Below are 22962 nucleotides of genomic sequence, written 5' to 3' on the forward strand. Positions count from 1 at the left end.
CCGGTGCGTCATGACTAACTGTTTAACGAGGAGTCGCAATGCTGCCTTACCCGCAGATCGACCCGGTGGCCCTGGCCATTGGTCCGCTGAAAATCCACTGGTACGGGTTGATGTACCTGGTCGGCATCGGCGGTGCCTGGTTCCTGGCGTCCCGTCGCCTGAACCGTTTCGACCCGACCTGGACCAAGGAAAAGCTCTCCGACCTGATCTTCTGGTTGTCGATGGGCGTGATCGTCGGCGGGCGACTGGGCTATGTGCTGTTCTACGATCTGCCGGCGTACGTCGCCAACCCGACGCTGATCTTTGAGGTGTGGAAGGGCGGCATGGCGTTCCATGGCGGCTTTATCGGCGTGATGATCGCCGCCTGGTGGTTTGGGCGGCGCAACGGCAAGTCGTTTTTCCAACTGATGGACTTCGTCGCGCCGATGGTGCCGATCGGCCTGGGCGCCGGGCGCATCGGTAACTTCATCAACGCCGAATTGTGGGGCAAGCCGACCGACGTGCCGTGGGCCATGGTGTTCCCGCCTTTCAGCGACCCGGCGCAACTGCCGCGCCATCCGTCGCAGCTGTACCAGTTCGCGTTGGAAGGTGTGGCACTGTTCCTTATCCTTTATATCTTCTCGCGCAAGCCACGCCCGACCATGGCCGTTTCGGGGATGTTCGCGTTGTTCTACGGGATCTTCCGCTTCATCGTCGAGTTCGTGCGGGTGCCGGACGCCCAGTTGGGGTACCTGGCGTGGGGCTGGTTGACCATGGGGCAAGTGTTGAGCCTGCCGATGATCATTGCCGGCCTGGGCATGCTGTGGTGGGCCTACAATCGTCCGCAAGGCATCAAGAACGCCGCGCTTTAAACACGAATGCCGAGGCGCGCCTCGGCTTCAACGATACAGGTAAGCACATGAAGCAATATCTCGAACTGCTGAACGACGTCGTGACCAATGGCCTGACCAAGGGCGACCGTACCGGCACCGGCACCAAAGCCGTGTTCGCCCGTCAGTATCGACATAACCTGGCCGACGGCTTCCCGCTGCTGACCACCAAGAAGCTGCACTTCAAAAGTATCGCCAACGAACTGATCTGGATGTTGAGCGGCAACACCAACATCCAGTGGCTGAACGAGAACGGCGTAAAGATCTGGGACGAATGGGCCACCGAAGAGGGCGACCTCGGCCCGGTGTACGGCGAGCAGTGGACCGCCTGGCCGACCAAGGACGGCGGCACCATCAACCAGATCGACTACATGGTGCACACGCTCAAGACCAACCCCAACAGCCGCCGCATCCTGTTCCACGGCTGGAACGTCGAGTACCTGCCCGACGAAACCAAAAGCCCCCAGGAAAACGCGCGCAACGGCAAGCAGGCCCTGCCGCCGTGCCACCTGCTGTATCAGGCGTTCGTGCATGACGGCCACCTGTCGATGCAGTTGTATATCCGCAGCTCCGACGTGTTCCTTTTATACCCCCTCGAAGAAACTGCACATTACGCAATGGTTGCGTAGAGCCAAATCCTTTCCGAGCGTTTTTAAAGTGACTAGTCAAATCTGCACATTCCGTTTAGGGTGTGTGAAGGGCTTGGAGAGAGATGGAAATGAAGGTAGTAGCTGCTAGGGCTGAAGTCCTGGATCTTGGAGAGTCCCTGCTGAACGAGGTGAGCCTGACCACAGAGGGAGTGGTTCGTGTTACCGGCTGTGGCGTCTTCGATGATGATGAGCGTCTCTTGCCTCACGTCTCCTGTTTCCTTTCCGAGCGAGCGTCTACGGATGGCCTCTCCATCAAATCCGTAAAGACCTACGGCCATAACCTTGGCTACATCTATGACTTCCTGCAGTCGCGTCCTGAACTGCAATCCTGCAAGCTTGATGAAGCCTTCATCGACGCAGGCACGCATATTTATCGTGAGTACTTCCGATCTCTTATTGAAGAGAGTGACCTGGAAAGCGCCACAGCCCGGAACCGTGATGCCACCCTCATGTCATTCATGGCTAACTACCTCTGCGCATCAGTGGATGGGCGAGCTCCTTTGCGCCAGAGCAACCCATATGACCGAGGGATGTTCACTCCTTCCCCGAAGTCGAAACTCATCGAAGGCTGCAGTACCGAAGAGCTGATGGCGCTCATTGAGTCCACTCCCTACGAAAGGGAACGGTGCCTAGTGCAGTTCATTTTCGATGTGGGGCTGCGACGTTCCGAGGTTGAGTTTGTTAGCTTGAAGAACGTCCTTGATGCCCTGAAATTCAGCAAGGCTAAGTTCATCTCTCAGGACGAGGAGTTTCCTCTGCATGTCGATTACTGCCCCATTTGGATCAGCGGCAGTAAGGGGCGTGGCAACCAACGTAAGGCGCGATACAGCATTGTCAGTCGCGCCACGCTGGAGAGGGTCAAGCGTTACCACGATTCGTTGGTATACCGCACCCATTCCCGGAAATACGGCAAGCCTGAAGACACGCCTGCCTTTTTCAACACACACGGCGAGGCCTTCAGTGCCAGAGCCATCAGCAGTCTGTTTGAAAGGCTCTGTGAGCGCGCCTTAGCGGCCAACCGCATCGCCCGTCCCATCTCTCCTCACAAGCTCAGGCACGGTAACGCGTACGCAATCCTTTCAAGCCCAGACCTGGGCACGGATTACTTAGAGCGTCTAACCATCACCAGTAAAAGCCTGGGTCATGCTCATTTATCTACGACCGAGAAGTACAACCAAATCGCGATGGATCTCTATCGAAAATTACTCGATGACAACGCGATAACAGTGACTCGGGCGCAGGAAATGGAAGCGTTGATCGTAAAGACCTGGCTTCGAATACGCCCGTCCGATCGGAAGTGATCGAGTTGATGCGATCCACCTAGCTTTCACGACGCTCAAGGCTTGGACGGGACAATTCAGCCTCCTTGCTTCCTGACCGCTGAGACCAGGATCGCATCCTCCTCCCGAATATTTGGCAGCGCCCTTTATAGGGCTGTGGTGCCGCTGTGGATGATGAATTCATGTGTGAACAACTGAAAATCTCTGAAAGTATCGTAAGTACCAATCCGGCTTTCCCCGAGCTCAGTGCGAAGGATGCTGCGCTACAGGCAGTGAGCGCCAAGCTCCGTGACTGGGCAGAATCGGTGGTAGATGACCGCCAAGCTCTCCTGCAGGTCATGCTGCAACCTCGGAGCCTCGGAAATATTTCCACAAAGTACGTCTCCGAGGTCTTGGGGGTAGATCCGTTGCTGCTATCAACTCAGGATCCCTCTATCGCGTGCGTTTATCAGGCCATGGTTGCCGAAAATATCGTTATCGAGTCGTACCCCATCCGAGACAACGAGCTGCGTCGGAGGTTGTTGAATTGGTTTGAACCGCTCTCAGATGACGATAAGCGAAATCTGCCTTTTATCAACGGGAAAATCGCGTTCGCGGGTGCGGTTGAGAACGCTGGCCCTGGTATGTATCGCGGGCGTGATTCTGAGCTGTTTATGTCTACCTGGGAGGACATTTCTACTCAGGTCTTGAAGCTCCAAGGCGCTGAGATCCCAGAAAGCTTCCCTGGCCGGAGGAAGAACTCGGCTGCGATCGCTGAGCTGATTCAAGAGTGGGTTGCCGAAGTCAGTGCAAGCCGTGATTTGCTGCTCCAGATTCCTTTGGTTCCGCGTGAGGGTGAGCCTCGGATACTGGTGGATTTCGTTGCCGAGCAGATTGGCGTGTCTGCCGCCGCCGTAAGAAATCAACGACACCTTACGGAAGGCGTCATTCAAGCCATGGCCGAGCAGTTGATCGTCTTCCCTGGCCACAGCTCGTTTGAGTGTGACGGGCGCAGACGGTTGTTGCGCTGGTATGAGGGGCTGGATCAGGAGCAAAAGCGCGCCATCCCCACATTTGCCAACAAGATCAAGCGGAAGGGTTACCTTGATCAAATTGAAGAGTTCGCCAATCTCAAGGGCAACTGGAAGCTTCCCTTGATCGCTATCACTATGGACGAGATCACAACTGATCTTTTGTCCCTCGGCGTTCTCGCGAGCGAGTACAAAACCGTCGCTGAGCGCGACAGAGAGAAGCGTCTCGCGGATGAGGCAGTGGCAGATGCGGAGGCTGAGGAATCATCGACGCTGAAGCGTATGTATGCCTACCGCAAGATGCTGGTCGAAAGTAGTGCGGACTTGGCGCCCACGGACGGTCAGCCATTCTCACCCCTGTTGCACCTTTTTTCCGTTGCCTCGTTGGGATCGCACCGCGACTCCGGGGTCACGAACTATCGCCTTGCATATTCACACTACCGCGCCAGCCTCTTGGAGTCGGGTCTTGAGGGACACGAACTGCTCACCGAGATGGTCGGTGTTTACTCGCTCGCAAGGTTCAAAAAGTACCTTGAAACCCAGCTTATCGAGGGGAGGCTCGCCACGCTCACGTGCAATACGATCTTGAGTAGTGCGAGGAATGTCATGGAGACTGCAAAGCATACGGAGGGGCTAGGAATCGTTTCATACATTCCGGTTTCGGAGTTTGAAAAGGCTGCTGAAACTGATCGGTACCGCCCCTACACCCCAAACGAGAGGAATCGTATCAGCGAGTCTCTGGCCCGTGCGATTGATCATACAAACGCGCTGGTGCGGCCTTATGAGCCGAGTGGTCGAGGGGAAGACCCTCTTGATGTGTTGGGTCATGTGAGGCGGGGTTATGGCACGCTGGAGAACGCGCGGTGGATCTTTGAGAACAAGCTGGATTGCAAACCTATCGGTTTCAATTTAAAGGGTAGCGAAGACCGTTATCAGATTGCCTTTGTTCGCATCATCAATAGGTCGGATCAGTCGATTCACGACATTTACCAAAGCTGGGGAGTGCTCTACACGCTTAACGCGAACACTCTGGCGCCCTATGTTGCCCGATTGGCCCAAGTCACAGGCCTTAACGCCGACTCACTGCTTGGGTTGGACTGTGAGGACTTCGAAGAGCGCCATCGCCTTTCTAATCGACCGTGCCTCAGATATTGGAAGGAGCGCTCCACTGGTGCAAAAGAATATCCGCTCGACATTTTCCAAGCGGAAATCTCCTGGCTCACATCCTCGCAGGGTCGAGAAGTCCGGAAAATCTTTGCAGACGTGATGGCGCTTACTGCGCAGCTGCGTGCCGAGGCAAGCCCTGAGGTGGCGACTCGCCTTTTCATCTTCCGAGATGGATCAACGAGAGGGCGCGACCAGATCAAAGCGCTAGATGGGGCTGGCCCAACGATCCTAAACAAAATGTTTAACCATTTCACGAAAAGTCATGGCTTGCTCACCGATGAGGGGGAGCCTCTCCAACTAACCGCCTCCAGGCTGCGTCCAAGCTTTGTGAGTGGGTTAATCGAAAAGGGTGTCAGTCTGCGCGAGATCCAGGTGCTACTTGGTCATAAAAGCATGCGTACCACTGTGGTGTATCTGGACAGGCTCGATCTCAATCGCATGGCGCGTAAGGTGCTCGACGAAGCCCTGCGAGACATCCACAAGCGAACGGTGAATACCGAGCCGATGGCCGCGCCGCGTGCGACGCCGTCAGATGTCATTATCTTCAAAACTCCTTTGGGTGGGTGTCGCAATATCCTGAACCCTCCTGACTTCATCAAGAAGCTCAAAAGCTATATTCCGGGCAGACCTTGTTCGCTCTATAACAAGTGCCTGGGTTGCGATAACCGACTCATCACGAAAGCGAATCTGCCCGATCTTTTTGCGATGCGTCGAGATTATCTCCATGCCATTGAGTCATCGAGAGTCCTGGACACTCCTTACGGTGCAGTAATTTTGGAGAACCTGGCATTGCTCGAAGAGATCCTCGATCCAAAGTTCTCAGATTTTACGCCTGAAGAGCTGGCAGAGGCAGAGCAGCTGTCGGAATACATTGAAACGAGCGTGATGGTTGAGGGGACATTCCAATGAACGAAGCACATTTTGATTTGCTGTCAAAGTTCAGCTCTTTGCGCTCTTGGTTCGCTCCTCACGCTGACTCTACAGGAGTAGTGTTCAGGCAGCGGGCTGCAGACGAGACGTTAGCGGCCACGAGTGGAGTGGATGCCGCCGCGTACTATGAGGCATTGTTGATGCTGCCGGTAGCGAGGCCGAACCCAGAAACTGGAGTCCGTTCGTTGATTAAGGATATGGTCTGGGATTTCAATGGCGATTATCCCAACTCTCCCCGTAGCGTTAGAGGGGCGGCGCTACGAATGGACTGGTCTAAGTATACTGCAGTAAGCGCGTTGGTACTGCTTGAGATGAAAGTCGCGTTCTATCTTTATTACCTAGCCCCGTCGCATGTTTATGGTGGCCGAAAATCTAAGAACAAGAAAGCCACTTCGATCATCATGAATTTCTCAGCGGGCATGAGGTTTCTGGATCAAATGTCTCTCTGCGATCAAGAGGAGTTTGGGCGAGACTATGTCCAGCGTATTGAGACCGGCGTGCGGGGGTTTGACACCCTTTCTTATCGTGAAGCCGCAAAACAATACGACTTTATCTTTAACTCTGCCTTGAAAGTGTTCTTTAACGTTATTCGTGCCCCGTATTTTGCTGAAAACGTGTTCGGCGGGTTTCTGCCACATGTCGATCTGAACAAGCTTCAGTGGGCGCATATCGCTACAGAAAAGGCATCTGGGGCGACCGACAAGGTGGTAAGTGAGGTGCTGTCGAACAAAGTCTTCGAGCACTCTTCGTTAACAGCCTCCATGTTGATTGTGGATTTCTTGGCGACACTTGGTGAATCGGTAGTGGACATCGATAGCCTTCGGCGTCGTGACGCCAGGGCATTCAACCGTGCAGACGAGCATGAGCTGACCCCTCGCTTGCTCAACATGTACACGCTTATGCGTCTCAAACAGGCTGGCTATCCGGAGAATACTATCTCATCGGTCATGGGCGAGGTACCGGATGAGTTGATGTCGCCTTTTCAACAGGAGGGTGCATCACTGATCTCCGTTTCGACAGTGAAAAAGATCGCGGGCGGTCTAATCAATCGTACACTTCGTAAGTATCTTGACCAGGTCTACTACAGCTGCTGCTACATTGTGGCCCAGTACTCAGGTATGAGGCCCTCAGAGCTGTCTCAAATCACCTTTGAACGTGCGCTTTCTGAGAGTGGCCAGTACTGGGTGCTCAATAGTCATGTCGTAAAGCACCGCAACGCCTACGGAAAGTTGTTCGATGATACTTGGGTGGCTATCCCGATTGTTCGCGATGCGGTGGCTGCAGCCAAAATTCTGGCTAAATATAAGCAGACGCCTTTCCTATTTGCTCCTACAGATACAGTAGCGCCAGGCGCGAAACCGGTAGAGGTCAGCAGTGTGGGAATGAAGTACCACTTGATGTCCTTTTTTGAATATATTCTTCCTGAGGATGAGTATAAGGCGCTTGGTTTTTATCCATATATGTTGCGCCACACCCTGGCTTATCAGCTATACCGTGCTGAGGTAGGGTTGCCGTTCATCAGCCATCAATTAAAGCATTTTGGCGATATTATCGGTGGCTATTATAATCGGGGTTTTAGTGCTGTCACTTTGGTTTATGGGCATATTGGCGATTTAATCGAGATGGGAGGTCGTCAGGCCGGCAAGAGCAACAAATACCGGTTTATGGCAGAGAGGGAAGTAGTGCGGCTTCACTACGATCCGGAGGGCACATATGCTGGGGCAAACGGCGCTGCGCACAAAGCGAAGAACAAGGCGATTTTTAAAATGTACGAAGACGCGGGCTACACCTACGATGAAGTCATCAATGCCCTTGTAGCCCAAGGCATCGCAGTAGTGAACGTGGGTATGGGGATGTGCTACGGAGGTCGTGTTGAAGAGTTTGATGAAAGCTTGCCTTGTATCGGTGGGCTTCGCTGTAATCCTAACCGCTGCGCCAACTCTGTGATTACTAAGGCTCATGCTCCAAAGTGGAGAGAGATTTATACCCAGAATCGCGCGTTGCTCACTGACCCGTTCTATCAGGATCGCTTGGATCAAATCAATGAAGTCATTAACGAGGCCAAAGGGGTACTGGATTGGCTTGGCGAAGCTACGGAGCTTGAAGTATGAGCAGTCAACCATTTGATGCGCGCAATTCCGCCGATTACGACCGGATCACAGCTGTTCTAACAGAAGCGCTGGCCCTTATTTCAAGAGATGGCTCAATTAAGGCAACTGTTTCTGAGTTAAGCAGGATTTCTGGAGTCCATCGCAATACGATATACCTGCGTCAGTTTCCTCTGGACAAGCTTGCACTTATTAAAGAGCAACGCGCTCTAAAGAAGTTAGCAATTGCGCGTAAAAAAGTTAAACGCCAAGATCCAGTCAGTATCTTGGAAGACCGTCTAGAAAAAAGTCGTCTAGAAGTTGTATACTGGTTCAATAAGTATAGAGACTCTCAAGAGACGGCTGCTGTGCTGGATGCCCGTTTGGCTAAGGTTCGTGATGCACGAGACATGGCTCTACAGGATTCCAATGGACACCTGTCAAAAATTGGATCTCTTGAACACGAGATTGAGCGGCTCCGGGACGTCATTGCCGTCCTGGAGGCCGAAAACGCGGAGAAAGCGAATTGAAAGCATACCAAGACCTGCTAGCTGACGTGCTAAGCAATGGCGTCGAGAAAGGCGATCGCACCGGCACAGGCACGCTGAGTGTCTTTGGTCGCCAATTCCGCCACAACCTGGAAGATGGCTTCCCGCTGCTCACCACCAAGAAGCTGCATTTCAAGAGCATCATCAACGAGATGATCTGGTTCCTGAATGGTGACACCAACACCAAATGGCTCAAGGAGCACGGTGTCAGCATCTGGGATGAGTGGGCGACTGAAGACGGTGACCTCGGCCCGATCTACGGCAAGCAGTGGACGGCCTGGCCTACCCAGGACGGCAAGACCATCAATCAGATTGACTACGTCATCAACACGCTCAAAACGAACCCAAATAGTCGTCGCATTCTCTTCCACGGGTGGAATGTTGAGTACCTTCCGGATGAGTCGGTAAGCCCACAAGAGAATGCGCGGAACGGGAAGATGGCACTGCCACCATGCCATTTGCTCTATCAATTCTATGTGGCAAATAATAAGTTGTCCGCGCACTTATATATTCGGTCTAGTGACCTATTGCTTGGCAATCCCTACAATTTGGCTGGGGTTAGTTTTCTAACTCATATGCTCGCACAGCAATGTGATTTGGGAGTTGGCGAAGTTGTAGTTACCATGGGTGATGCGCATATTTACTTGAATCATATTGAGCAAGTAAAGCTGCAACTTACTCGTGAGCCACGCCCTCTTCCGAAGTTGGTGTTCAAGCGTAAGCCAGAGAGCATCTACGACTACAAATTTGAAGACTTTGAGATTGTGGGCTATGACCCACATCCTCATATCCCCGCTCCTGTATCGATCTAACTGAGTCAATGCCTGGCTAGCCAAATCTTGGTTGGCCAGGATGGGATATCGGTGGGGAAGACCAGGCCTAGCCTCATCGCTTTAGACGTCGCTCCTGCTGCGGCCTTGGAAGCGCTTAAAAACCGTTTGATCCAAGCACCTTCCTGCCGAACCTATCTCCAGGCAGGTCAGGACATGTTGTCTGTCATTGCCCAGCGAACTGGAGGTTTGTGGATGTCTGAAGTGCTCACAGAAGAGCAGATGCGGGACGCGCTTTTCAGCGGCTTACCACCTAGCAGCTTCAAACCTAGGCAAAGCCCTGCAGCACCGAAGGCCTCTGAGCAACCTCGTCCAAGTAAATTGCGGGTTACCCTTCACGTCACCAAGGTGTTCGAAGGGCATATGGACGTTTTCGTTTATGAATCGAACACACTGAGCCGACTGGTCGCTGAATTGGAGGCCAAGAACGCGGCGCGTAAGAAGAAGTACAAGTACATCGACGTTGTCTCCGTCCAACAGATCTGAGGATCAATGGCGGTAGCCGGGCAGGCCTGCTCCAAGTGGCTACTTCGATCTTGATATACCAGTGAGCTGCTATCTCTCGGGCGACCTCCAGCGTAGGCTTCAGGTTATGCAGGACGCAATCAGGCAACCGCCAAGGAGTTCACATGTACCTCACGATCATGAAGCCACAAGCGCTTCAGCAAATCGCGGTGTTAGCCCGTGGATTGTGGATCGTTGAAGGCCCTGAAGGCTTCGTGCTTGTAATCAAGGCAGGGAAAGAGCTGATCCTGGCCGCTCAGCAAAGGCGTGAATTGAAGCTTTACCTCGCGCCATACAAGGCAGACGAGACGACGGGGCTTACGCTTCTCACAGCCTGCTTTGATGACCCACAAAGCCCGCTATTGATCAAAACCCCACTCATCCCTGGTGACCCTCTCACCGAGGCACTGCAGAGTTTACCTGACGAGTTCAGTGTGTGCTTTTTCGACGAGCACAACCGTGAGCTGTTCAGTTGTAAGGCCCAGGCGAAGCTTGGTCAGCTCCGCAAGGAGCTCGGTACACTCAGCCCCATTGAAGCAGATCACTGGCCCAAGATGTATGAGCAGGCGGACAGATGGTTCAGCCTCACGACCTATGAGGACGACGCTCGTGCCATAACGGTGTTCCTACAAGAGGATCTGTTCCCTTCGGACTATTTGATCACCGACCTTACCCGCCAGGACTTTCGAGGCTCCAAAGGCTTTTCCAATACACAGTTGGAGCGCACTGAGCCGGGTACGTTTCAGGAACTGGATATCATCTATCTGCTCCAGCGGGCATATACCTCCGAGCGGATCATCCATGGCCCCTTGAAGGTCTCCGATGGCGAGGAGCTGGCTGACGTAGTGGTAATGGGCGATGAAGTGACTTTACTGCTGCAGGCGAAGGACAGTCCCAATACCCCAGCGACGTTGAACACAACGCTTGAGAGAAAGCGAAAGAAGGCCATAGGTCAGTTGAAGAACGGCCTTCAGCAACTACGTGGCGCTATTTCAACGATCAAGCGAGAAGGCAATCCAGCCTTGGCGCTTGTGGACGGCACGCCCTTGGACATTGATCTTGCTGCACGACCCCTGGTGGGAGTTGTCGTGGTCAGAGAGTTTTTTATCGACAACTACGATGAATACACCACCATGATTTTGAAGTTCATGGATGAGGTCGGTGTCCGCGTCCTCGCGTTCGATTACAACGAGTTCGAGGTCATGACCCGCCACTGCCCTTCGGAAGATGCACTGCTGTCAGCGTTCTTCCAGATTTCCAAATGCGCTGAGGAAAGGCGGATCTATCCCAGGCTGCGCTTCACGGATCTGCCGCCGCGCTAAATCGAATCGGACAAGCGGAGGGTTTCTCTGCTCTTACCCGCAATTCCCTTTTTAGCCAGGCAGTTCTTTGAGCCAGTAACGCCTGACAGTCGCTTCAGGCAAACCAAGCGCTCGACTCACCTCCGCCTTCGACATGCCACTGGCCTTGAGCTCTAGTACAGCTCGGATTCGGTCTGGACTGCTGGGTTTGCCTCGCGTGCGCTTTACCAGCCCTTCACCAGCGTCCCAGTGCCTCTTCAGGCCCTGCAAGCCTCCCTCGGCTATGAAGCCCTCCAAATCCTTCGAAGCCTTCGCCATGACATCGATAGGTGATGACCCATCCTGGAGGGCCTGACACAGTGCGACCAGAGCCACGAGGTCGAAGTCCAGGCTCAGCGCGATCTTGCTCAGCTTGACCAAAGATACCTGCGTTTTCCCTTGCTCCAATCGCGACAGATTGGCTTGGGAACTGATCTCGGCGAGCTCCTCCTGGGCCGATCCTCTAAGGTCGCGCAGAGCTCGGACTATTGCTGCTATCTCGTTCTGCATGCTGAGCGCTCAAAACGAAGAATAGGGCCACAGCGCCATGCGTCGATAAATATCGAAAGCTGGCAATAATGGCGCTCATCGTTTATCGTGGGCCTACAGATGACAGCCTCGCCGCGTCCGGGCGACCGGCCAGGGAGTGATCAATTTATTAGAAAGTCGACGTCAGCAGGCTAGGGATGAAGCTTCACATACTGTCTGATTTACATTGTGAGTTCGCCGATTTCGTCCCCCCTGTGGTGGACTGTGACGTGGTCGTATTAGCCGGCGACATCCATGTGAAGTCCAGGGGGGCCAGATGGGCCAGCCTGGCCTTCAGCACGCCTGTCGTCTACGCCATGGGCAATCATGAGCACTACAGCGGGAATATAGATCGAACTCACAGCAAGCTGCTTGACGCTGCTGAGGCGCACGTCCACGTCTTGGAAAATCAGGTTTTAGAGTACGGTGATGTGCAGTTTCTCTGTGCTACGGCTTGGACAAGCCTGGCCGCGACCGGAGACCCAGTAGCTGCTTCTTGGTGTGCTCGTGACTCACTGAATGACTTTCGCGCTATCCGTGTCGGTGAACAGTATCGGCGTTTGCGCCCTGATGACCTGATCGCGAGAAATCGAGAGACGAAGGAGTGGTTAGAGGCTCAGCTGTCGCTGCCATTCAACGGTAAGCGTGTAGTTGTGACTCACCATCCGCCCCTTATGAAGTTCGTGAGTGACCAAGGAGCCGATCCTCACTTGCGAGCAGCCTATGGCAACAATTGGGATGGCCTGATGGATTTCAAGATCGATCTATGGATCTTTGGCCATACCCACGAAGCTGTGGATGAGGTTGTTAATGGCGTCCGGTTTGTGAGTAATCCTCGTGGTTATCCCACCGAAGAAACTGGCTTTCGGCCAGACCTAGTTGTCAGTGTATGAAGACTGATTGGGCTGCCGTCGTTTAGCTTTTTCAGTAAGTGAGTAGGTTTCAAATTCGAACGTGATGGAGAATCCATGAGTTGTCTGAATTCCCAGGGCTGGATGGTTGAGGGCGTAATACGACTGCCCAGTCTGGTGTCAGCTAAGTTGGCGATTGCGCAGGCCCATGATTGGGGTGCGCTAGTGGACGCGTACTTGGTAGATGCAGCTGAAGTTGGCGATCGTTTCGTTGCGTATGTGTATGGCGATCTTTCAGGGCAACTGGTTGATGGGATGACAATTGTCACACCCCCTAGTGAGGTGATAGCGGAGGTCGAAGGCATGGCGTTATTGCGGACAGTGTCAGGCAACGATCATTACGTCATGGTCAGCCGATTGCCTGCCGCCGCTTGAGTGCCCCCGCGTTGTCGAGGCCGCTGTCTCAGCCTACTTAATTAGGCCCCACCGTCATCTAATCCATTAATAGTTAATGTGTGTTTAAGGGAAGAAGCATGTCCGAGTTAAAGAAACTGACATTGACTGTTAAGAACTATGATGCTCAAGGGAGCGGTGATCTAGACGCTCTCTATCGACGTGTTAGATATGAAGATGAGCACGGCGCTACTCTCTATTTCAAAGAGGTTGTGATGCTGAAGTACCTTGTGAAACATGGTGCTTTGGCGACTGATGTTCCGCGAACTTGGTACTATAAGCATGCCTCAAAGAAATCGATAATTGTTGTCGCTTTTGAGAAGGCTGGTGGGAAAGTTGAGTGCGACTTGGATGATCTGCGAATTATTGCAAGGTCGACTTTGGTAAAGGGTGTGGTTATTTCGCTAGCAGCGGTTCCAGCTGGGATTATTGCTGCAACGGCAACCTTTGGAGTTGGGCTTGTCATTATTCCTATGTTTTTGTGGTATGGGTACAGGAACGTCTTCAAGCTTCCGAAAATGCTGGGTCGAAAAACGCTGGTGGATGAATTTTCAAAATTTGGCGTTACTCTTCGGTAGCTTGGTTTTTTGGTTGTTGAACTTGATTCTCGTTAGAGTGGCTGGCTGTCTCGCTGACGGTGACCAGCGAAGGAAACTCAGATGAAGACCTGTGCCGTAATCTTTGACGCCTTCGGAACGCTGGTAGAGATACAGCAGCCGACACATCCGTTTCGACAGTTGCTTCGAGAGGGGCGACGCCAAGGCCGCTTGCCTCGCGCTGATGACATTCGAACGATCATGACCCGTTGCCTTTCTCTAAGCGAGGCTGCGCTGGCCTTTGGTATCAAGATCTCGCCCACCCAACTCGCATTTCTTGATCAATGCTTGGAGGAAGAGCTGGCAAGCATTCAGCCTTATCCAGACGCGGTTGAGGCCGTTGGGCTACTGCAAGCTGCAGGGGTGAGACTGGCCGTATGTTCAAATCTGGCAATGGCCTACGGCCCCGTAGTGGAAAGGATTTTCCCGCACCTTGGGGCCTATGGTTTCAGCTATCGCATTGGTGTTATGAAACCGCAAGCCGGCATCTACCAGCACACCTGCGATCTGCTTAATGTCCGGCCAGAAAATGAGCTCAGTGGTAAGAGACGGATCGTCATGATTGGCGACTCAGAAAGGTGTGATCGGGATGGGCCTGCCCTGGTCGGTATCAAGGGTTACCTGTTGCGCAGGAATGGAGGCGGGGCTTCCAATCTTTCCCATTTTGCACAATCAGTGCTGAGTGATACGTAGCTGCTAGCAGATCCTCAATTCGATGGTAAGCGTTGCGTCTGAGCTAAAGGGCCGCGCCACGAGGTGGCCCTGTCCATGCGTACGAACGGTCAGTGGGTGGGGAGGCTTATGCCTAGAACGAGGTTTGAAAGCGCGCTGGTAGCCCCGGATGTGTATCAGGGTCGCTCCGATGCACACCACTATGACTTCAATCAACAGCCAAGCCAGGACAATGAGTGTGTCTAGACCGCATGCGTGCAGATCATGGCTGTCCGGCACAATCGCTGAAGTGTTGAAGCCGTTGTACAGGGGCCGGGATGCCCCTGCACAGTGTACGAGGGGCGACCAGACCAGTATCACAAGAGGGTAAAGCATGAATGCGCTTAAGATTGTCGGGCAATGCGTTCGCTCCCCAATCGGCTGCTGGAGTGCTAGACATCGTTGCTGTCGGGCGCGTTACGAGCAGGTCTTCTCAATCGCGTTTGAAGTGTTTGGAAGCCGAAAGAAGGCGCAGCGATGGCTTGTAAGATCTGTGGTAGGTACAGGCCGTCAGGCACCCTGCTGGGTGCTGTACACACCTATGGGATTCACAATTATCCATGACGAACTTATGCGGCTTGATCACGGCATACGAGCCTAATCCCATTTAGCCTGTCGTTGCTCTGTATGCGTCTGGCCAAGTCATCTACCCAGCCCCGCCTAGCATCTTTCCCTGATAACGACGGTTTTGTTGGGTGAAGAAAACGACCATATAGCCTTTCATTTCTATCTCCTCAGCGAGTACCAATCATTTGGTAGGACAGAAGCCCGGCAGCGGTCATCGCTAACGAGCCTGCAACGTGCAACGAAATTGAGCCAAGCGCCCAGACCAGTCTGCCCTCCTGAATCAAGGCAACCGTTTCGGCTGAAAATGTAGAGAAGGTGGTAAGCCCACCACAGAAACCCGTGATGATCAGGAGACGCCACTCTGGACTGAGGGTAGGAGAAGCGGCCAAGAAGGCGATGGCCACGCCGATGATGTAGCCCCCAACCATGTTCGCGACCACAGTACCTGGAGGAATCGTAGGAAACAGAGCATTCAGTTTCATGCCCAATATCCAGCGCAACCAGGCTCCAAGTGAAGCGCCAACGGCGATGACCATTAATGACTTCAGCATGGCGAGCCCACCTCATCAGACCTGAGTGGACTAACTGGCAAGCGGCTCGCGCCGAAAGAAAAAGGAAAGTCGGAGGGTAAGATCATAGCCTGTCCTAAAATGGGGGACAGGGAGACGCACCTACGCACCCTGTCCAGGGTTCACGTAGGCATCATCAGCACGAAGGCGGTTAAAGGAGGAATGCCATCTCCTTTCTTCATCCTATAGCAGCGACCAGCAATGCTTCAAGCGGTTCTAAGCAATCCAGGCACGTGGTACGCATCAGGCATGTTTGAGGTAAATGCACGCAGCCGGCTGCTGCATTTGAATCACTGCAAGATCAGAGGGTCATCTGCTAGCAAGGTTGATTTCACAAGAGAGTTAACTGGATGAAGTTTGAGTAAAAGACTGCCTTGGTTCGGACGGATAACTTTCTTAGCCAACCATGCTCTAGGCCCAATGGCTCTAGAACGAAAATGGCGTTAGCATTCCGTCCACTCGGCTTAAACAGCCTGTTTTCAGATCAGGGTCGCATTGTGGAAAAGCTAAAACGCCTCGAAAGTGGAATCGAAGGGCTCGACGCTCTGCTCAAGGGCGGACTGGTAGCAGGCTCTTCATACATAATCCAAGGGCGCCCAGGGTCTGGAAAAACGATCCTAGCGAACCAGCTTGGGTTCCATCATGCGAGCAATGGAGGCCGGGTTCTGGTCGCCACGCTGCTGGCCGAATCGCATGACCGTCTCTTTCAGTTCCTTTCTACGCTGAGCTTTTTCGACTCTTCCAAAGTAGGCGCCGAAATTCAGTTTGTCAGCGCGTTTGACACGCTGGAAAACGAAGGTTTGGATGAAGTTGTGAAACTGCTTCGACGCGAGATAAGCCGTCAGAAAGCCACAGTGATGGTGGTAGACGGTTTGCTCAATGCGCGCTCAAAAGCTGATTCACACATCGACACCAAGAAATTCATTTCTGAACTGCAAGGGCATGCCGCTTTTGCTGGTTGCACGGTGCTGTTTCTTACCAGCTCCCGCCTTGACGACGGCAGTCCTGAGCACACCATGGTTGATGGCGTCATAGAGATGGGCGAAGAGCTATATGGCACTCGCTCAGTGCGTCGAATTCAGCTGCGCAAAACTCGCGGCAGCGGAGCCATGACCGGTCTTCACGAGTGTGAAATTACCGACAAGGGCTTGGTGGTTTACCCGCGACTCGAAAGTCTCTACAGCCACCCGTCTTCTCCCGACAGCGCTGACATGACGCGTATCGCCAGTGGCATCAAATCACTGGACGACATATTAGGCGGAGGTCTGCACAGCTCCAGTGTATCTCTGGTCATAGGCCCTTCTGGGATCGGAAAGACGACTCTGGGCCTTAAGTTCCTGGCCGAGTCGACTGTGGAAGCGCCGGGCCTTCATTTTGGTTTCTACGAAAGCCCACAACGGCTGCGGCTCAAAGGCCAATCACTGGGTATCGATATCAAAGGCATGGAAGATAGCGGCGCGTTGAGCATTGCCTGGCAGCCCACCACAGAGGGTCTCCTAGATGGGCTTGGCGCCCGACTGCTGAGCATCGTTGAAGAAAAGGGCATCAAACGTCTATTTATCGATAGCCTGAGCGGCATGACGCGAGTCACGACAAATCCAGCGCGGATTACTGACTTCTTCAGTGCTCTGATGAACGAACTACGATCCAGAGGCGTTACGGTATTTGCATCCTGGGAAATGCGCGATCTGTTTGGCTCAGAGGTCAGCGCACCGAACTCTGACCTCTCCAGCATCGTCGACAATTTGGTTCTGATGCGGTTCTCTGAGAATCACTCTGAACTAAGCAGGACGCTTTCCATTCTTAAAGTACGAGACAGCTCTTACGACCCTACGCGTTTTGAGGTCGTCATCCGTGATCAAGATGTTTTCCTGAAAAAGGCCTCAAGACATGAACCTTCAGTCCCGACTGAGACATTGCCCGGTTCAAAATCTTAAGCCTTCGTGCGGGTTGAATTTAACATGACCACCATCTTGGTCGTCGACGACGAGTATTTGATCGCTGATATTCTCAGTTTCGCGCTGGAGGATGAGGGGTTCATGGTGGTGACGGCCAGCAACGGTCAGAAAGGGCTTGAAGTGCTCGATAGAGAGCGGCCTGCTTTGATCATTACCGACTTTATGATGCCGGTCATGGACGGCCTGGAATTCGCCACTGCCGTTCGAGCTTTGCCTTCGGCTAGTCAATTGCCGATCATCCTGATGAGCGGTGCTCAGGCACACATCGGTATGCAGAGATCGGATCTGTTTGATGCTGTGTTGGAGAAGCCATTCAACATTGACTCCATCATTGCCGAAGTTAAAAAACTTTTGGCTACTGATTAGCGGGTTGTCGAACTACATACCCCGACCAACCTCAAGCCGGTCTACAGTCAAGTCCGGCGACAGCCTCTCGACGGGGGTGAGTAGTAAAAGGTCATCCACAGGATACTCAGCGCTATCGGGATGGATGTGACAGTCCAAACAAGTAATCTACCCGCAGCGCTGAGGGCACTCATAAATGCCCTGACTGATTAGCGAGCTCGGGAGCGACTACATCGGTTTGACCGAAACCACGTCCACGTACTTGTACTTTTTCCTAGCCGCCTTCACTGCATCATGTTCGGCAAGTAGAGAGCTCAAGATATCGGCCTCGTGAATCAACTCGTGCACTTCCCCCTCAAATTCGTTTCCCACTCGTAGCGTGACCCTCAGCCTGGGCGTGAACGATTTGGCCGCTTTCTTCTTGGCTGCTGGAGCAACCACCGGTTTTGTGAACACAACCTTTGGCACTGACTCCAGAACTGGAGGAGCAGAAATCTGCACTTCAGGCGGAACCTCACCAAACAAGGCACGACGCATTTCTTCTTCAGTTAAATCAGCGCTCATAAAACATCTCGATGGAGAAGCAATTAACTCAAACAATTCTACAAGGATGTGAGCTTATGCGACTTGACCACGGCATACGAGCCTAATCCCATCTAGCCTGTCGTTGCGTTCTATCGAGTGGGGGCGCCATACCAGAAGCTGTGCGATTCGTGGTCTTGTGCGCCGAGCCTCACTGCCACATTTTTCCGATCTGGCCTCTCAGGCTATCGTTGGGCAGACTATCAGCCATTGACGAATGGTAACGCCTTACACATGTAGCAAGCCGAGCCAGGGCAAAGCCCCCTGAACTGCTCCGTCTGTGAGATCAGAGGCGGCGCAGAGCCTCGCTGGTGTAGCGCGTAGCCCTGCTGCTCAAAAAATCTTGGTGCTGTTGTTGTCAGCAAATGAAATCGAGCGATTCCCTGCCCGGCGGCTATCGCTTCAATGACTCGAAGCATTTCAGCTCCAACCCCTTTCGATCTGCATGCCGGCTCCACGACCAGGGAACGCAGCAACCCGTCCGTACCATGCGTTTCGAATCCTCCCCATGCGACCGTCTTACTGTCCAGCGTGAACTCAAAAAAGGTTCGGCCCGGAAGATCAATATCGTCTGATGGAAGGTCAGCAGATTTCAGTGCATCGCGAAAGCGCTGCCATTGCCCACCGGCTATTTCCGTTGCCTGGATCATCATCTCCCACTCCATCCTTCCATCTCCTTTGTGCTGCTTTGCATGGACTGTTACGGCCCAAGCCGAAGCCGTAGTCATCATATTCGCTTTACCGAATATCTGCCAAAGCGTATATTCGATTTTCCATATGCATCGAGTCTAGTCATGACCCCTGCTATCAAAGTGCTTTTCGTGTGCGTTGCCAACTCAGCCCGCTCCCAGCTTGCAGAGGCTTTGCTGCGTCACACCGACCCGCGCTTCGAGGCCTTCAGCGGAGGATCCCAACCCTCTGAGGTTGATCCGCGCACGATTCAGGCGTTGGAGGCAGTTGGAGTCGATGCGACGGGCCTGCGAAGCAAGTCCATCAGCGAGTTTCAAGCTGATCGATTCGATTACGTAATCACTCTTTGCGATAAATCCGCCAGCGAGTGCCTACCAATGCCCAGTGCAGGTGAAGTCATTGCCTGGGACTTTCCTGACCCAGTAACGAACGATGATCCCGGTGCATTTCGCCACACGCTCCACGACATCCACGAGCGCATCAAGCTCTTCGTTTTGGTCAAGACCAAACACCTGGAGGATCTATGACAGAACCCATGAACCCCACCACGTTATTCAAGTGCTTGGCGGATGACACCCGAGCCAAAATTTCCCTGCTTGTCGTGAGCGAAGGCGAGCTGTGTGTCTGCGAGCTGACGGCGGCACTCGACCTGAACCAGCCGAAGATTTCTCGTCATTTGGCCCTGCTGCGTTCTGCTGGTTTGTTGATGGATCGCCGGCAAGGTCAGTGGGTGTACTACCGCCTGAACCCCGATTTGCCTGCGTGGGTAACTGCGGTTTTGAAAGAAGTCGTAGACGCCAATCAGCAATGGCTGGAAACCGAGACTAAACGCCTGTGCGGTATGAACGACCGTCCGATCAACCAGGCCGTGTGCAGCTGATTCACGCCCAACCGGATTAACGAAATGCTGATTGCCGTATTGATATTTATCGCCACCATCGTGCTCGTCATCTGGCAGCCCAAAGGGCTCGGAGTTGGTTGGAGTGCCACGTTGGGTGCCATCGTGGCGTTGCTGGCAGGCGTCGTTACTCTTGCAGACATACCCGAGGTCTGGCGCATCGTCTGGAATGCTACCGGAACTTTCATCGCGGTCATCATCATCAGTTTGCTGCTTGATGAGGCAGGCTTTTTTAAATGGGCTGCGCTGCATGTGGCCCGATGGGGAGGCGGAAGCACCCGCAAGCTGTTCGCATTTATCGTCCTGCTTGGCGCAGCGGTGTCGGCCCTGTTCGCCAATGACGGAGCAGCATTGATCCTCACACCCATTGTGATCGCGATGTTGCTGGCGTTGCGTTTTTCTCCTGCGGCTACTTTGGCATTCGTCATGGCAGCCGGTTTTATCGCCGACACGGCGAGCTTACCGCTGGTGGTTTCCAACCTGGTCAACATCGTTTCTGCCGACTACTTCGATATCGGCTTCAACGAATATGCTTCGATCATGGTGCCGGTAAACATCGTCAGCGTGGCAGCGACATTAGCCATGCTGCTGTGGTTTTTCCGCAAAGATTTACCAAAGACCTATGACCTCAACCAACTGAACAATCCGGACGAGGTAATCCACGACCGGGCCACGTTTGTAGCCGGCTGGTGGGTGCTGGCACTACTCCTGATCGGCTTCTTTGTCATTGAGCCGTTGGGGGTGCCAATCAGCGCCATTGCAGCGGTCTGTGCGTTCATTCTCTATGTCATCGCGGCTCGTGGTCACGCCATCAACACAAGCAAGGTGCTCAAAGAGGCCCCATGGCAAGTAGTGATTTTTTCTTTGGGTATGTACCTGGTCGTCTATGGCCTGAAGAACGCCGGCCTGACCGACCACATCGCGCAGATCCTGAACGTGTTCGCCGGTTATGGCGTTTGGGGCGCGTCCCTGGGTACAGGGCTGCTAACAGCATTGCTGTCTTCGATCATGAACAACATGCCCACGGTTCTGGTTGGTGCCTTATCCATCCATGCCGCCGAAGTTGATGGCGTCGTACAGCAAGCAATGGTGTACGCCAACATCATTGGCTGCGATCTAGGCCCGAAGATCACTCCAATTGGCAGTCTGGCCACGCTGCTGTGGCTGCATGTGCTGGCCAAGAAGGACATCAAGATCAGTTGGGGTTACTACTTCAAGACTGGGATCGTGCTGACCTTGCCTATCCTCGTCGCCACCTTGTCTGCCCTGGCATTGCGCCTCAGTTTCTGAATCAAGGAATCTTCTGATGAAAGTCTTGTTCATGTGCACCCACAACAGCTGCCGCAGCATTCTGTCCGAGGCGCTTTTCAACCACTTGGCGCCCGAGGGCGTAGAAGCTGTCAGTTCAGGAAGCTTTCCCAGTGGCCGGGTGAATCAAAGGGCACTGCAGACACTGGAGGCGGCGGGTATCTCTACTGCGGGCTTAAGCAGCAAGGCTTCGGACGCTTTTGAAGGCTCGCCGCCAGACATCGTGATCACTGTCTGTGACCGGGCTGCAGGTGAGGCATGCCCAATCTTCTTCGGGCCAGCTTTGAAGGCGCATTGGGGGCTGGCCGACCCGTCTGAGGCTAGCGGGTCGGAAGCCGAGATCACCGCTGCGTTTGAAACCACATTAGCCAAAATTCACGAGCGCGTGAGCGCATTTCTTGCGCTGCCACTGAAGACCATCAGCACTGACCAGTTGAAAGCTGAACTGAACCGCATCGGTTCGCTTTAAAGATCAACCGAGGCGGCACCCAACCAGGCGCCGCTGTAGGAGTTTATATGCAAGACACATTGCCGAACGTCCACGCCGACCTGATCGACATTCCTTCGTTGGAACAACTGGAGCCGCGTACGCCTTCGCTCCATAGACCGCGCATTCTTCTACTGTATGGATCAACGCGAGAGCGCTCATTCAGCCGGTTGGTGACTCAGGAAGCAGCCCGCTTGTTGGAGGAGTTTGGCGCCGAAACCAAAATCTTCGATCCCTCGGGTTTGCCGCTGCCGGACGATGCTCCGGATACCCATCCCAAAGTGGCGGAATTGCGCGAACTCATGCAATGGTCTGAAGGACAGGTGTGGTGTTCGCCTGAACGGCACGGCTCCATGAGCGCAGTATTCAAGGCCCAGATCGACTGGGTTCCGCTTGCGATTGGTGCAGTTCGACCTACGCAAGGAAAGACCCTTGCAGTAATGCAGGTCTGCGGTGGCTCGCAATCTTTCAACGTGGTCAATCAGCTGCGCGTACTGGGCCGATGGATGCGGATGTTCACCATCCCAAACCAATCTTCGGTGGCCAAGGCGTTTACCGAGTTCGACGAGGCAGGTCGTATGAAGCCGTCCTCGTACTACGACCGACTCGTGGACGTGATGGAAGAGCTGATGAAGTTCACGCTGCTGTTGCGGGGTCGCCAGGACTACTTGGTTGATCGGTACTCCGAGCGTAAAGAGTCCGCCGAAGAGCTTTCCAAACGCGTCAACCAGCGCTCCATCTAACGTCAGTGCGAGGAAACTGTATGAGCCAGATCACGATCTATCACAACCCGCAATGTGGCACCTCTCGCAACACCTTGGAGCTGATCCGCAACAGCGGAGAAGAGCCGACTGTTATCGAGTACCTACAGAGCCCACCTGACCGCCCCACGCTTGTCAGATTGATCAAGGATATGGGTATCGAGGTGCGCGCTCTTTTGCGTATCAAAGGCACTCCGTACGAAGAGCTGGGATTGGGCGATGCATCGCTGACGAACGAACAGCTCATCGATGCCATGATGGCTCACCCTATCCTGATCAATCGCCCCATCGTCGTGACGCCTTTGGGTACACGCTTGTGTCGACCGTCAGAGGCAGTCCTCGACCTTATGCCGCAAGAGCAGCGCGGCAGCTTCGTCAAAGAAGACGGACAAGTCGTCATTGATGAGAATGGCCGCAGGGTTTAAACCGATGTAAAGCAGATG

General features: G+C 53.6%; 25 protein-coding genes, 2 pseudogenes and 1 riboswitch. Of the genes and pseudogenes, 22 read left to right on the forward strand and 5 right to left on the reverse strand.

The window, feature by feature from the left end:
- Positions 1-38: 38 nt before the first annotated feature.
- The 9 genes and pseudogenes from lgt to TU75_RS27960 all read left to right on the forward strand — a co-directional run bounded on the left by lgt (position 39) and on the right by TU75_RS27960 (position 11197).
- On the forward strand, positions 39-851 hold the full coding sequence (gene lgt / locus TU75_RS02220) for a prolipoprotein diacylglyceryl transferase (RefSeq protein WP_003234701.1): 813 nt from the start codon (positions 39-41) through the stop codon (positions 849-851).
- A gap of 47 nt (positions 852-898) precedes the next feature.
- A pseudogene (gene thyA, locus TU75_RS02225) lies at positions 899-1477 on the forward strand (thymidylate synthase); the annotation flags it as partial.
- Positions 1478-1587: 110 nt separating this feature from the next.
- On the forward strand, positions 1588-2820 hold the full coding sequence (locus tag TU75_RS02230; RefSeq protein WP_069665438.1) for a tyrosine-type recombinase/integrase: 1233 nt from the start codon (positions 1588-1590) through the stop codon (positions 2818-2820).
- Between the two features lie 146 nt (positions 2821-2966).
- Positions 2967-5885, forward strand: coding sequence for a tyrosine-type recombinase/integrase (locus TU75_RS02235; protein WP_141719155.1), 2919 nt, complete (start codon positions 2967-2969; stop codon positions 5883-5885).
- Complete coding sequence (locus TU75_RS02240) at positions 5882-8017, forward strand: site-specific integrase (protein ID WP_060548089.1); 2136 nt, start codon at positions 5882-5884, stop codon at positions 8015-8017. Before TU75_RS02235 ends, TU75_RS02240 begins: the two co-directional genes overlap by 4 nt.
- Positions 8014-8523 carry a hypothetical protein gene (locus tag TU75_RS02245; protein WP_060548090.1) on the forward strand — a complete coding sequence of 170 codons (510 nt, stop codon included), beginning with the start codon at positions 8014-8016 and terminating at the stop codon, positions 8521-8523. Before TU75_RS02240 ends, TU75_RS02245 begins: the two co-directional genes overlap by 4 nt.
- On the forward strand, positions 8520-9353 hold the full coding sequence (locus tag TU75_RS02250; RefSeq protein WP_060548091.1) for a thymidylate synthase: 834 nt from the start codon (positions 8520-8522) through the stop codon (positions 9351-9353). Before TU75_RS02245 ends, TU75_RS02250 begins: the two co-directional genes overlap by 4 nt.
- A gap of 213 nt (positions 9354-9566) precedes the next feature.
- Positions 9567-9857, forward strand: coding sequence for a hypothetical protein (locus TU75_RS02255; protein ID WP_060548223.1), 291 nt, complete (start codon positions 9567-9569; stop codon positions 9855-9857).
- Between the two features lie 143 nt (positions 9858-10000).
- A complete protein-coding gene (locus TU75_RS27960; protein ID WP_231981891.1) occupies positions 10001-11197 on the forward strand; it encodes a hypothetical protein in 1197 nt (398 codons plus the stop codon).
- Positions 11198-11248: 51 nt separating this feature from the next.
- On the opposite strand, the gene TU75_RS02265 is transcribed toward TU75_RS27960, so the two are convergent.
- Complete coding sequence (locus TU75_RS02265) at positions 11249-11725, reverse strand: helix-turn-helix domain-containing protein (protein WP_060548092.1); 477 nt, start codon at positions 11723-11725, stop codon at positions 11249-11251.
- 176 nt (positions 11726-11901) lie between these two features.
- Between TU75_RS02265 and TU75_RS02270 the strand changes: the two genes are divergently transcribed.
- From TU75_RS02270 to TU75_RS28445, 5 genes are all read left to right on the forward strand, one after another.
- Positions 11902-12636 carry a metallophosphoesterase gene (locus tag TU75_RS02270; protein ID WP_060548093.1) on the forward strand — a complete coding sequence of 245 codons (735 nt, stop codon included), beginning with the start codon at positions 11902-11904 and terminating at the stop codon, positions 12634-12636.
- Positions 12637-12711: 75 nt separating this feature from the next.
- Positions 12712-13029 (forward strand): hypothetical protein, encoded by a 318-nt coding sequence (locus tag TU75_RS02275; protein WP_060548094.1) that lies wholly within the window; start codon positions 12712-12714, stop codon positions 13027-13029.
- 98 nt (positions 13030-13127) lie between these two features.
- Entirely contained in the window at positions 13128-13625 is a 498-nt protein-coding gene (locus tag TU75_RS02280) for a hypothetical protein (protein ID WP_060548095.1), read from the forward strand.
- Positions 13626-13706: 81 nt separating this feature from the next.
- Positions 13707-14336 carry an HAD family hydrolase gene (locus tag TU75_RS02285; protein ID WP_060548096.1) on the forward strand — a complete coding sequence of 210 codons (630 nt, stop codon included), beginning with the start codon at positions 13707-13709 and terminating at the stop codon, positions 14334-14336.
- Positions 14337-14688: 352 nt separating this feature from the next.
- On the forward strand, positions 14689-14955 hold the full coding sequence (locus TU75_RS28445; RefSeq protein WP_082630272.1) for an antitoxin Xre/MbcA/ParS toxin-binding domain-containing protein: 267 nt from the start codon (positions 14689-14691) through the stop codon (positions 14953-14955).
- A 25-nt stretch (positions 14956-14980) separates the two neighbouring features.
- Here the strand turns inward: TU75_RS28445 and TU75_RS28450 are convergent.
- Together TU75_RS28450 and crcB are read right to left on the reverse strand one after the other, a co-directional pair.
- Positions 14981-15078 (reverse strand): annotated as a pseudogene (locus tag TU75_RS28450) (DUF190 domain-containing protein); the annotation flags it as partial.
- 10 nt (positions 15079-15088) lie between these two features.
- Entirely contained in the window at positions 15089-15472 is a 384-nt protein-coding gene (crcB, locus tag TU75_RS02290) for a fluoride efflux transporter CrcB (protein ID WP_060548097.1), read from the reverse strand.
- 138 nt (positions 15473-15610) lie between these two features.
- Positions 15611-15672, reverse strand: a riboswitch (Fluoride riboswitch).
- Positions 15673-15984: 312 nt separating this feature from the next.
- Between crcB and TU75_RS02295 the strand changes: the two genes are divergently transcribed.
- Together TU75_RS02295 and TU75_RS02300 are read left to right on the forward strand one after the other, a co-directional pair.
- On the forward strand, positions 15985-17427 hold the full coding sequence (locus tag TU75_RS02295; RefSeq protein ID WP_169851211.1) for an ATPase domain-containing protein: 1443 nt from the start codon (positions 15985-15987) through the stop codon (positions 17425-17427).
- 24 nt (positions 17428-17451) lie between these two features.
- Positions 17452-17814, forward strand: a complete 363-nt coding sequence (locus tag TU75_RS02300) for a response regulator (protein WP_060548098.1) — start codon at positions 17452-17454, stop codon at positions 17812-17814.
- Between the two features lie 207 nt (positions 17815-18021).
- Here the strand turns inward: TU75_RS02300 and TU75_RS02305 are convergent, their stop codons facing one another.
- Complete coding sequence (locus TU75_RS02305; RefSeq protein ID WP_060548099.1) at positions 18022-18357, reverse strand: hypothetical protein; 336 nt, start codon at positions 18355-18357, stop codon at positions 18022-18024.
- A 221-nt stretch (positions 18358-18578) separates the two neighbouring features.
- Positions 18579-19028: an arsenic resistance N-acetyltransferase ArsN2 gene (arsN2, locus tag TU75_RS02310; protein ID WP_231981892.1), complete on the reverse strand. Its 450-nt coding sequence runs from the start codon at positions 19026-19028 to the stop codon at positions 18579-18581.
- Between the two features lie 141 nt (positions 19029-19169).
- Here arsN2 and TU75_RS02315 point away from each other — a divergent pair, with 141 nt between their 5' ends.
- From TU75_RS02315 to arsC, 6 genes are read left to right on the forward strand one after another with little or no spacing between them, the layout of a single operon-like run.
- Positions 19170-19592, forward strand: coding sequence for an arsenate reductase ArsC (locus TU75_RS02315; RefSeq protein ID WP_033902852.1), 423 nt, complete (start codon positions 19170-19172; stop codon positions 19590-19592).
- Positions 19589-19945 (forward strand): metalloregulator ArsR/SmtB family transcription factor, encoded by a 357-nt coding sequence (locus TU75_RS02320; protein WP_032856860.1) that lies wholly within the window; start codon positions 19589-19591, stop codon positions 19943-19945. Before TU75_RS02315 ends, TU75_RS02320 begins: the two co-directional genes overlap by 4 nt.
- 24 nt (positions 19946-19969) lie before the next feature.
- Positions 19970-21253: an arsenic transporter gene (locus TU75_RS02325; RefSeq protein WP_060548101.1), complete on the forward strand. Its 1284-nt coding sequence runs from the start codon at positions 19970-19972 to the stop codon at positions 21251-21253.
- 16 nt (positions 21254-21269) lie between these two features.
- Positions 21270-21740, forward strand: a complete 471-nt coding sequence (locus tag TU75_RS02330; RefSeq protein ID WP_033902850.1) for an arsenate reductase ArsC — start codon at positions 21270-21272, stop codon at positions 21738-21740.
- Between the two features lie 47 nt (positions 21741-21787).
- Complete coding sequence (gene arsH, locus TU75_RS02335; protein WP_060548102.1) at positions 21788-22501, forward strand: arsenical resistance protein ArsH; 714 nt, start codon at positions 21788-21790, stop codon at positions 22499-22501.
- 20 nt (positions 22502-22521) lie between these two features.
- On the forward strand, positions 22522-22944 hold the full coding sequence (arsC, locus tag TU75_RS02340) for an arsenate reductase (glutaredoxin) (RefSeq protein WP_060548103.1): 423 nt from the start codon (positions 22522-22524) through the stop codon (positions 22942-22944).
- Positions 22945-22962: the final 18 nt, after the last annotated feature.

Origin of the sequence: Pseudomonas poae (assembly GCF_001439785.1) — a bacterium.
Classification (GTDB): domain Bacteria; phylum Pseudomonadota; class Gammaproteobacteria; order Pseudomonadales; family Pseudomonadaceae; genus Aquipseudomonas; species Aquipseudomonas poae.